This is a genomic window from Roseibium sp. RP-7, from assembly GCF_053005225.1.
In genome coordinates, this window is record NZ_JBRKQA010000001.1 from 1,133,373 (window position 1) to 1,145,153 (window position 11,781).

General features: G+C 59.5%; 6 protein-coding genes. 2 read left to right on the forward strand and 4 right to left on the reverse strand.

The features are described from left to right. Positions 1-30 precede the first annotated feature (30 nt). The 3 genes from ACVDG9_RS05185 to ACVDG9_RS05195 all read right to left on the reverse strand — a co-directional run bounded on the left by ACVDG9_RS05185 (position 31) and on the right by ACVDG9_RS05195 (position 5,680). Positions 31-3,024 carry a cation:proton antiporter gene (locus ACVDG9_RS05185; RefSeq protein WP_447237419.1) on the reverse strand — a complete coding sequence of 998 codons (2,994 nt, stop codon included), beginning with the start codon at positions 3,022-3,024 and terminating at the stop codon, positions 31-33. Positions 3,025-3,120: 96 nt separating this feature from the next. Then, a complete protein-coding gene (locus ACVDG9_RS05190) occupies positions 3,121-4,659 on the reverse strand; it encodes a hypothetical protein (RefSeq protein WP_447237420.1) in 1,539 nt (512 codons plus the stop codon). Positions 4,660-4,768: 109 nt separating this feature from the next. Continuing rightward, positions 4,769-5,680 (reverse strand): DMT family transporter, encoded by a 912-nt coding sequence (locus tag ACVDG9_RS05195; protein ID WP_189640185.1) that lies wholly within the window; start codon positions 5,678-5,680, stop codon positions 4,769-4,771. 229 nt (positions 5,681-5,909) lie between these two features. On the opposite strand from ACVDG9_RS05195, the gene ACVDG9_RS05200 reads away from it, so the two are divergent. Then, positions 5,910-8,072 (forward strand): malate synthase G, encoded by a 2,163-nt coding sequence (locus ACVDG9_RS05200; RefSeq protein WP_075283297.1) that lies wholly within the window; start codon positions 5,910-5,912, stop codon positions 8,070-8,072. Positions 8,073-8,370: 298 nt separating this feature from the next. Further along, the gene (locus ACVDG9_RS05205) at positions 8,371-10,473 is read left to right on the forward strand and encodes a putative bifunctional diguanylate cyclase/phosphodiesterase (RefSeq protein WP_447237421.1); all 2,103 of its coding nucleotides are present in this window, start codon (positions 8,371-8,373) and stop codon (positions 10,471-10,473) included. A gap of 94 nt (positions 10,474-10,567) precedes the next feature. Here the strand turns inward: ACVDG9_RS05205 and ACVDG9_RS05210 are convergent, their stop codons facing one another. Then, the gene (locus tag ACVDG9_RS05210; protein WP_447237422.1) at positions 10,568-11,779 is read right to left on the reverse strand and encodes a mandelate racemase/muconate lactonizing enzyme family protein; all 1,212 of its coding nucleotides are present in this window, start codon (positions 11,777-11,779) and stop codon (positions 10,568-10,570) included. Positions 11,780-11,781: the final 2 nt, after the last annotated feature.

Sequence of the window (11,781 nt, forward strand, 5' to 3'; positions counted from 1 at the left end):
CGCTGCGGCGATTGTATTCCAAACAGGGGCCTATGCCGTCTCGCGGGTCTTGGTCTTCGGCTTTCGAGTTTCCTCAGGCTTGCTCGTGGCGGCGGCCTCTTCAGTTGGTTCCGTCTTGCCCTGGTCCGGTGCTGATGCGTCCGCTGCAGAAGCTTCAAAGCCTTTCGAGCGTGGCTGCGTGCCTTCAGCACCCCCCTTTTCCGGTTCCGCATCGGCAGAGCTGGCGTCGCTCTTGGCGACTTCCTGTACTTCTTCGCCTTCTTCGGCGTGGCTGTCTTTGTCCGTCTCCAACTGAGACGGCTCTTCGGGCGTTGCAGTGACGGTATCCGCCGCGCTCAACTTCTCCATGAGCGAAGGGTCATTCTGCGCGTCCGCCTCATCAAAGGTGAGAATTTCGGTTTCTGTTTCTCCTGCATCGGGCTCCGCAAGAACGGTCTCCGGGGACAGCTCCTCACCGGTCTGGTTGCTGGTTCTGATCTCGGTGAAAATGGGAAAGACAGGGTCTTCCATTTCCGTTTCACCGTCGTCCAGGTTCATCAGCTGACGCCGTTTGGTCAGCATGGCAACGTGGTTGCGCAAGTCCTCGTTTTCGGCCAGCAGCGCCTTGAAGTCTTGCGCCCTGAGGCTGAGCAACTGGCAATACCCGAGTGCGACGACATCCGCGCTGCGGCGGCCGCCGGTCATCAGCGCAATTTCACCAAACACGTCACCGCGGCCAAGACGGATGTTGTGGCTGGGTGCACGCACTTCCACTGCGCCGGACGCAATGAAATAGGCAGCATCACCGCGGTCTCCCTTGCGGATCAGTTTCTCGCCCGGCGTCGCGAATTGCGGCCGCATCATCCGGCGAATGGCCTTCTGCTGCTTGCGGGTGAGGTCCGCAAACAGCGGATGCGCGCTGACGAGTTCGCGGGTCTTCAGGCCAAGATCGAGTTTAGGCCGCGTGTGACAGGCTTTTCGGGTCCGCTCGACATCCCGCAGAAGGTCGCGATGCAGCTCGGTGCCGATCAGCATTTGCTCCTTGGCTTCGTCATAGGCGGTTTCTTCCAGCCGGACGCCGGCCTTGCGCAGGAACTGTCCTTCCAGGGCGTCGGCGTAGTCCGGATACTGCAGGCGCAGGGCATCGATGGCTGCAAGGGTCTCGTCCTGCCGGATCGCCAGGGTGTCCTGCAGAATGTCGGCAACACGGTCACCGAGCAGGGGGCGTATCCGCTTGTTGTTGAAGTCGACAAGCTCGTCGGCAAGGATCCGGTAAACCAGCAGGAATTCGAACCGGTCGGCAAGACGGATGGCCAGTGGCCGGGCAATCCTGAGCCGCCGCTGCAGTGTCTGGGCGAGGCGGAAGCCGAGGCCGAATTTCAACGGCTGACGCGCAGCCTGATTATAGCCGGACCGGCCGTCGCTTCGTGTCAGGTCGCCGGTACGTCCGGTCAGGGCCAGGAACCGCGAAACAGACCGTCCGGAGATGGTCTTTTCGTGGAAATGCTCCAGCACGAGCTGCTGTTCCCGGTCTGCCAGGGCGATCAGGCCAATGCGGACGCGGTCCCAGTCCTTCAGTTCTTCCAGCTTGTTGGTTTCCGCAGCTGCGGCTTCCGCACGGCTTTCGTAGTCTTTCAGCACATCGTCCGTGACGCGCGGTGCAATGTGATAGTTGCGGGCGGCGGTTTCCAGTTCGTGCCGGACGTCTGACAAAGCCAGGGCCAGGAATTGTGTTCGCAAGGCCTCGTCGCGGGCATTCAGCTTGTCGAGACCGAGCAGCCGGATCAGCGGCTTCAGACTGGTGCCGTAAACCAGCAGCGTAAACAGGACGAAGCCCGTCGCCAGTTTGGTGACGAAGACCGACACTTCGTCCGAGAGCATCGCATGCTCGGACACGCTGAGCGCCAGTGTCAGCGTGACGGCGCCGCGCATGCCGCCCCACAGGATCACCGTCTTGTAGCGGTCGTTGACCGCCTGTCCCATCCGGAAAACGCTGAGCACCGGCAGCAGTCCGAAGATGACGACCGCACGGGCGGCCAATGCGGCGACGATGACGACGAACAGCAACAGGATGTCGACAGGCGTGAAGCCTTCCACGAAACGCGGGATCAGGATGGCGGACAGGAGGAAGATGAGCGAAGCAGCCCAGAAGGAGATCTGCTCCCAGACCGCATGGAGAAATTGCCAGCTGGCCGGCTGAATGCGGGCCGGGCCGTAAAGGTTGAACACAGTGCCCGCACAGACGACGGCAACAACGGCGGAAACATCAACGAACTGGTCGCTGAGCACATAGGTGCCGTAGGGCAGTGCCAGGCTCAGGGTCACCTGTGCCAGCGGAATGTCGCGCATGATCGGCAGAAGGGAAACCGCGATCCGGCCAAGCAGCGCACCCACGATGATGCCACCGGCGAAAGAGCGGCAGAAGGCAATGGCGGCTTCGCCGACGGTCATGGTCTCGTGACCGGCCAGCATGTGCAGCAGGATGACGAAGATTACGATGGCGGCAGCATCGTTCAGCAGGCTCTCGCCTTCCACGATTCGGCCGAGCCGCGCGGGCGCGCCAATGTCCCGGAAGATGGCGACAACGGCAACCGGGTCCGTCGTGGCGACAATCGAGCCCAGCAGCAGGCAGGCGATCAACGTGATGTCGGTGAGCGAAAACAGCGTTGCCAGCGGATAAAGGGCAAAGCCGATGAAGGCTGTTGCGACGAAGACGGCGACAACCGCCATCAGCAGGATCGGGGCAATGTCCTCGACGATCCGTCGAACTTCCAGAGTGAGGGCGGTTTGAAACAGAAGGATTGGCAGAAAAATGTAGAGGATCATCTCCGAATCCAGCGGGGGATTGATGAAGACGTCCGCAATAGCGTTGAAGGCATTCGTTTCGGCAGTGTAGCGCAGATAGATCGCCAGAATGCCGATCATGGTGCCGACCGTGGCCAGCAAAACGCTGGGCGCCAGCCCAAGCCGTCTGGCAAGGGGCTGCAGCAGGGAAATCGTAATCAGGAGCAGCGCGAAAGCGCCTGTAATTAATGGAGTTTCCATGTCGTTATGGTGCACCGCGATTGCGGCAATTTCAAATTGGCCTTCCAAAATTATTGCCGCTACGGGCAATAGGGCACAGGATTACGCGCAAATGCGTTAACGTCCGAATGCTTTTCGGAACGGCCATGTAAGAAATCTCACCCAGTCGCCGATAAAGAGCCAGATCATCGCCGGAACCAGCATGATCAGTGCAAACGGCAGGAAGAAGACGATCTTCACGAGCTTGAGCGGCAAAGAGGGAGCTTCGGCGGCAGCACGCCTGCCTAGCACGAAGCGCCAGAAGCGGTTCCACCAGCGCCAGAGATACCAGCTCATGAACAGCGTTACGACGGAAAGGACCGAGAGCAGGATCAGGTCGAAATTTGATATCCAGGGTATCCAGCGGCTTTCGACTTCTTCCGTGTGCTCGGGGTCCTCGCCATTGCGGTGAATGGTCCTGACACTTGTGCGCAAGCTTGCGTCCAGCAACCAGCCCGCGAGCGTATAGTCGTCTCCGGCAGTGGCAGACACCTGAGGCGAGGTCGTTACGGCGTTCGCCTCCGGGCTGAAACGGCTTGCGGTAACAAGGCGGAAGTTTCGTTCATCGGCAGCGTGGATCAGCGTCGTGCTGTTCGGAGGCGAAAGTGCCTTGAGCAGCTCCGCCTGTGTCATTGCCGACTGCGCGGCCTCGAAGCGTTTTTCGAGCGCTGTTCTTGAAAACCAGCTTTTGCCGGGCTGCACCAGTGACTTGCTTTCCACAAGCATCAGGTTGACCCGCTGGCTTTCAGCCGCCTTCTGAAATGCGTCGAGGTCGATTTCCCGCACGGACTTGCCGTCACGCACGCTGAGCTGAGGGCGACCGGTTTGCGGGTGCGGGGTGATGCGGCCGGTGACAACCAGCGTCCTGTTTTTGTACTTCGCCAGGCTGGAGGCCAGAATGTCGGCATTCAGATCGGCAATCATGTCTCCGGGACCTGACGCATTGACTGCTTCGGAACTGTTGAACCGCGCCATCTTGAGATCCGCGCGTTTAACCGGCCGGGACAGGAACCTGATGTTTCCGTCGAGCGCCCTTGCGGTTGCCGGGTTGATCAGGACGTCTGGAGAAAGCGCAACCGCAAGCCGTGTGCCATTTGAAGTGCTGATCGGTTTCAGGTCGTAGGTCTTGCCATTTGGCCTCACCATCACCGCCCGGGCTTTGGGGGGCAGGCTGTCAAGCTGGTCCCGAAGTTTGAAAAAATCGGTTTCCCGAAGCGCAAGTTGCAGGGCGTCGGGCACAGGAGCCTTGCCCGGGAGATCACCCGCCAGTGGCCGGTGGGTCTGTCTGGCGGCATCATCCAGGGCATTCGGCAAGTCGTGCAGGGAGGCGAGCTGAAGGCTTTTCCCGTCAGGCGTGACAAGCTGCCAGGCGTTGCCTGGTGCCGGCATCAGGGCAAGGGATGCAGCACCAGTGACCTTGGGCAACCGCTTTGCAAGGGAAGCGCCTTCATCGAGAAGATGCTTGGGCGTGTCGATATGCTTGCCTGCGGACCCCGCCGCATCGCCTGCTTCCCGCGCAAGCCGTGACAACAGCCCGGCGTCGGCGGTCGAGACAAGACACAAGGTGGCTGCCACGAGGGCAAGCACGCGGAGAGAACCTTTGAAACTGCGCAACACGCCTGAAATCCCGGTCAGATAGAAAAGGTGTTTCCAAAAAACTCAAAACGGCAGCAATGATAATGGGCCTCGACCCGGTTGCAACTGGGTCGGCACTGTGCCGATCCGCTTAACCTGCCTTGCGCTCCGACAGCCAGATGCCGCCGATAACCAGCGCCAGAGCGGTGCCGTGGTACCATTTGAACGGTTCTCCGAGGATGGAGACCGCCAGTATGGCCGCAAAGATCGGCACGAGGTTGATAAAGACCCCCGCGCGCGCCGGTCCGATCAGTTCGACACCTCGCATGAAGAAGATCTGCGCGAGGCAGGAGGGAAACAGCGCGATATAAAGGACCACGAGCCAGCCCTGGAGTGACGGCCACTGAACGGTGCCGGCGGTGATGTCGTATGCAAGTCCGGGCAGAGATGTGATGGCCGCAATGCCGGACAGAACCGCAAAGAAGGCCAGTGGTGAGACCTGGGGCCGGTCACGCAGGGCCAGCGTATAGCCGGAATAGAGCACACAGGCGATCAGCATGACGCCATCGCCCGGATTGACGGCAAGCGCCAGCAGCACGTCCAGGCTGCCCTGGGCTGCAATCAGCGTCACCCCGGCAAGCGTCAGCAGAATGCCGATCACCTGCAGAGCTCGGATCCTGCTGCCGAAGGCAATCATGGAACCGATCAGAACAAGAATTGGGACGGACCCCTGGATAATGCCAAGGTTGACGGCCGTGGTTTCCGTCGCGGCGATGTAGAACAGGGTGTTGAACCCGATGAACCCGAAGACGGCCATCAGCACCATGCGGAAGGAATAGGGCCGCATCAGGGGCCACTCCGCACGTATGTGCCGCCATTGCAGCGGGACCAGGATGCCGGCAACGATCACCCAACGCAGGAACACCACCACCATCGGAGACACTTCCCCCACCGCAAGGCGGCCAGCGACGGTGTTGCCGCCCCAGAACAGCGTGGTCAGGGCCAGCATCAACAGGGCGTTGCCGTAGGTCAGGTCGCCTACACGTTTAACCAGCGAAAACATGAAAACCGTTGCGTGGAAGATGGAGTGGAAACCCATCGGTAACGGATTGGCGGGCGCAGGCAAAGGGCTATCTTTTTGTATACCGACTTATACTGTTGGAGATAATGATCTGGATCTTTTCCAAAATGGAAAAAGTCATCCAATCGACCCGGCAATTGACGATTGCGTGTTAAGACCCCAAAACACGGGCTAATATCAGACATTCAAGTTCGTTTAGGGGAGCTGACAGATGACAGGCCGCGTCGATGCCCATGGATTGCAAGTTGCCAGGGTTCTTTATGACTTCGTCAATGAAAAGGCCCTTCCGGATACCGGCGTCGATCAGGACCATTTCTGGAAAAGCCTGTCCAGCCTGATCCACGATCTGGCACCGAAGAACCGGGCACTGCTGGCAAAGCGCGACAGCCTGCAGGAAAAGATCGATATCTGGCACAAGGCCAACCCCGGGACTCCGGACATGGACGGCTACAAGACCTTCCTGACGGAAATCGGTTACCTGGTGCCGGAAGGTGCGGACTTTGCCGTTGGTACCGCCAACATCGATCCGGAAATCGGCTCTGTCGCGGGCCCGCAGCTTGTCGTTCCGGTGATGAACGCGCGCTATGCGCTGAATGCCGCCAACGCCCGCTGGGGCTCTCTTTACGATGCACTTTACGGCACCGATGCGATGGGCTCTCTGCCGGCAGGCAAGGGATTTGATCCGGCACGCGGTGCCGAGGTGATCGCCTATGCACGCAAGGTCCTGGATGAGGCTGCACCGCTGGCTGATGGAAGCTGGTCCGACGTGACCGGATTTGCCGTTGAAGGCGAAGCTCTGGTTCTTTCCACCAAGACAGGCTCCACGAGCCTTGCCGACGGTTCGCAGTTTGCCGGCTATTCCGGGGACAACGCGGCTCCCTACAAGGTCCTGCTGGTCAGAAACGGTCTGCACCTTGAAATCGACATTGATGCGCAGCATCCGATCGGCAAGACCGATGCCGCCCATATCGCCGACGTGATCCTGGAATCGGCCATGTCGACGATCATGGACTGCGAGGATTCCGTTGCCGCTGTCGACGCTGAAGACAAGGTCGTCGTCTACACCAACTGGCTTGGCCTGATGAAGGGCGATCTGGAAGAAACCTTCGTCAAAGGCGGCGAAACCGTTACCCGCCGCATGAATGGCGATCGCAATTACACCGCTCCCGACGGCTCCGCGCTGTCACTGCACGGTCGCTCGCTGCTGCTGATCCGCAACGTCGGCCACCTGATGACCAACGATGCCGTGCTCGACAAGGACGGCAACGAGGTGCCGGAAGGTCTCCTCGACGGCATGATCACTTCCCTGATTGCGCTGCACGACATTGGTCCGAACGGCCGGGAGCTCAACAGCCGCGCGGGTTCGGTCTATATCGTCAAGCCGAAGATGCACGGACCGGAAGAAGTGGCATTCGCCTGCGAGATCTTCAACCGCGTTGAAGATGCGCTGGGCCTCGAGCGCAACACGCTCAAGATGGGCATCATGGACGAGGAACGCCGCACCACGGTGAACCTGAAGGAGTGTATCCGCCAGGCCAAGGACAGGGTGTTCTTCATCAACACCGGCTTCCTCGACCGGACCGGCGATGAAATGCACACGTCCATGGAAGCCGGCCCGATGATCCGCAAGGGCGACATGAAGGCCGCGACCTGGATTAGCGCCTACGAGAACAACAACGTCGATGTCGGACTTGCCTGCGGCCTGCCGGGCCACGCGCAGATCGGCAAGGGCATGTGGGCGATGCCTGACCTGATGCATGCCATGCTGGAGCAGAAGATCGGTCATCCGATGTCCGGAGCGAATACGGCCTGGGTTCCGTCACCGACCGCTGCAACGCTCCACGCGCTGCATTATCACAAGGTCGCCGTGAAGGATCGTCAGAACGAGCTGAAGAGCCGCGCTTCCGCCAAGCTGGAAGACATTCTCTCCATTCCTGTTGCCGAACGTCCCAACTGGGCACCGGAAGACATTCAGGCAGAACTCGACAACAACGCCCAGGGCATTCTGGGCTACGTCGTCCGCTGGGTTGAACAGGGCGTTGGCTGTTCGAAGGTGCCGGACATCAACGATGTCGGCCTGATGGAAGACCGCGCAACGCTGCGCATTTCTTCGCAGCACATCGCCAACTGGTTGCACCATGGCGTTGTCGGCCGTGAGCAGGTTCTGGAGACCATGAAACGCATGGCCGCTGTCGTTGACGGCCAGAATGAAGGCGACCCGCTCTACCGGCCGATGGCGGCGGATTTCGACGGCTCGGTCGCCTTCCAGGCAGCTTGCGAACTGGTGTTCGAAGGCACCAGCCAGCCAAATGGTTACACCGAGCCGGTGCTGCATCGCCGCAGGATCGAGTTCAAGGCGAAAACCGCAGCCTGACATTTGTCACCAGGTCTTGAAGTTTCGGCCGCCGGGAGCGATCCCGGCGGCCGAAATCGTTATGATCCCCTGTTCCCGCATGGCGTGTTGCTTCGCTTTGTGCTGCGCAATACGGGAATGGTAAACGGGTAAAAATCGAAGCAAACTGTCTTGGATCGAAAGCGTACAGTTTCTGGAAAATATTCTCGCATTTACAATCAGTTAAAACAATTTACCAACTGTTATCCATATTGCATGGGATATAGGTGTTTTTACTACTTTAGAGCAGAAAAACGCTATCTTGCATCATCTGGAGTTGATGATGCTAACCGTCCTGTCTTGCATAGCTTTCGAGCATGACCCGTTGTTTGTTGCCCTGGCGGTAATAATCCTGACGGTCGGTGCCGTTTTGACTATGCGGCTGTTCGCCCGTGTCCGGCGGACGCAGGGCGATCTCAAGTATCTCTGGCTGCTGTTGTCCGGCCTGATCGCCGGCGGTACGATCTGGAGCACGCACTTCGTTGCCATGATCGCCTACAAGAGCCCGTTCATTCTGGGTTACGATCTCAAACTGACGGCCTTCTCGCTGGTTATCGCCATTGCCGGCACGACAGCAGGACTTCTCGTCAGTAGCATCTCCCAGCGCTCGGCACTTATCGAGGTCGGGGGTGTCATCTTTGGCGCCTCTATTGCGGCGATGCATTTCATCGGAATCAAGGCGCTTCAGATATCCGGCATCATGATGTTGTCGACGCCTTTCGTGGTGGTTTCCGTCGTTTTGGCCTGCGTCTTCTGCCTCATTGCCACAAGCCGTGTCGCCCGCCCGGTGACACGCTACTGCAAATACGGGGCTGTACTCAGCCTGATCCTGGCTGTGGCCAGCCTGCACTTTGTTGCGATGGCTGGTGTCGAAATTCTGCCCCTGCGACTGGATGGCAGCGTCAAGGACCTTGTCTCCAACCAGTTGATCGGCATCTCGGTGGTCTTCACCATGAGCGTCCTGTTGCTGTCGGCGATGATCACCTACTCGATTGACAGTGCGAACTCCCAGGTTGCCGAAAGCAGGGTCAACCACATTACCCATCACGACCCGCTGACCGGTCTGCCGAACCGCCGGGCACTCGACCGCCATCTCGATAGTTTCCTGACAAGGTATGCTGCCGACAATGCCCGGGTCGTCGTGCTCAACTGCAGTCTGAGCCGGTTCAAGGAAGTCAACGAAGTTCATGGCCATGCGTGCGGAGATGCTCTGCTGCGGCACGTTGCCAAGCATCTGTCGGAGAACCTGGAGGCCGACGAATACATCGCCAGGAACGGCGGCGTCGAATTCGTGATCGTCGGCAAGCCGGTCTACTATCGGGGCTACATCCTTGACCTTTGCAAGCGCATCCAGAAGCTGGTCGCTCAGCCACTGCTATGGCAGGGCGAAGAAATCCGCGTCAGTTGCAGTGTCGGCTACGCGAACTATCCCGATCACGCGTCGTCGGGTGCGCAGCTGATCGAAGCCGCGGAGCGGGCCATGCACCGTGCCAAGGCTGCCGGCGGCAATGCCGCGCTTTGTTATGACGTCGAGCTAGATCAACAGACCCGCGAGCGCAGCGCCCTTGCCATGGACTTGCGCAATGCCCTGAAGAATGGCGAGTTCGAGCTTTATTATCAGCTTCAGAACGATGTCATGACCCGGGAAGTCACCGGCACGGAAGTTCTGCTGCGCTGGAACCACCCGCAGCGTGGCATGATCCCGCCGTTCGAGTTCATCCCGATTGCGGAGGAGACCGGCCAGATCCGAGAAATCGGCGCCTGGATCATTCGTAGCGCCTGCCGTGAGGCGGCTTCCTGGGACAACCGGGTCAAGATCGCGGTCAATGTGGCGCCAGTGCAGCTTGCCGACAGCAGCTTTCCGGATATCGTTGCCCACGCCTTGAAGGAAAGCGGCCTGTCGCCGGAGCGTCTCGAACTGGAGATCACCGAGACCGGCATCATCGCCGACACATCGCACGCGCTTCAGATCATCCACCAGCTGAAACGTCTCGGCATTCGCATCGCCATGGACGACTTCGGCACCGGCTATTCGTCGCTTGCCACACTGCAGGCCTTTCCGTTCGACAAGATCAAGATCGACCGGGAGTTCGTCAAGGATCTCGGGGGCAACAAGCAGTCAGAAGCGATCATCAAGGCAACGATCATCCTGGGTGAAAGTCTCAATATTCCGGTGCTGGCCGAAGGTGTGGAAACGGAAGACCATCTCGGCTTTCTTGCTTCGCAAGGGTGCAACGAGGTTCAGGGCTTCCTGTTTGGCAGGCCCATGCCGGTGGCCGACGTCCGCCGTGCCTTGATGGCATCAACCGCCATCCGGGTCGAAGAACCGGTTCCGCCCGCTGAGCCCGCGCAGGACATGACCCTGATCAGCAAGGTGGCCTGAGGCAACCTTCTTTCCCGTCACCACATGGTTTGACCATGAGATGACAAAGGCACGGGCCGGGCAAAGGAATACCGCCTTGCCGGCCCTGATCCCCTTATAGCGGCAAAGCCGGGCTTTCCTGAAACCCGAGATGCAATTCATTGCCGGTATAGGGATGGGCCCGCGCGACGTCTTCGTTCAGATCATGCCCGAGGCCCGGTTCGCTTGAAGGAATGACGTAGCCGTCTTCCCATCGAATAGGCGTCTTCAAGAGCTCGGCATAGAAGCCGTCGAAGGTCCGGATGGATTCCAGCACCAGGAAATTCGGGCTGCAGGTTGCCAGCTGGATGTTTGCGAGCGCCACCAGCGGTCCGCAATAAAGGTGAGGGGCGATCTGCGCTGACCGGCATTCCGCCATGGCGGCAATCTTCTTGGCTTCCAGAAGGCCGCCGACGCGGCCAAGGTTCATCTGCAGGATACTGGCCGCACCGGTTTCAAGCACGCGGGCGAATTCATATTTGGTGCACAGACGCTCACCCGTCGCAACTGGCATGGAGGTAAACCGCGCAACCTCGGCCATGTCTTCCGGCTTTTCGGGCGGGATCGGCTCTTCGAACCAAAGCGGATCATATCCTTCTATCCGGCGTGCAAGCCGCTTGGCTCCGGAAACGGTGAACTGTCCGTGGGTACCGAAAAGAAGGTCGGCCCTCGTGCCGACGGCATTGCGGATCTGCCGGCAGAAGGCTTCCGAGCGTTCCAGATCGTCAAGGCTCGGCTGGTGGCCATCGTAGATCGTATAGGCACCGGCCGGATCGAACTTCACCGCCGTGAAACCCTGGTCGACGGCCTTGACCGCCGCTTCGGCCGCCATGTCCGGATCGTTGTAGACATTGGGTTTCGACGGGTCCGGATAGACATCGCCATCGGAGGGATAAAGGTAGGTGTAGGAGCGCAGGCGCTCATGCACCTTACCGCCCAGAAGCTGATAGGCCGGCTTGCCGGCGGCTTTGCCGATGATGTCCCAGCAAGCCATTTCCAGACCTGACAAAACGCCCATCACGGTCACATCAGGACGTTGCGTATATCCGGCACCATAGGTCTTGTGCCACAGCTTCTCGATATGATGCGGATCTTCGCCCTCGAACTGGCGCTGGAACACGTCCTTCGCCATGTCGACCACCAGGTGCGGGCCAAAGGTGGCGTTGTAGATCTCGCCATAGCCTATGATGCCGCAAGCGGTCACCAGCTTGACGAAGATGAAGTAGCGCCCGCCATGGCGCGGCGGGGCGTTTTCGACGACGAAGGTCTCGATTTGGTCGAGTTTCATGT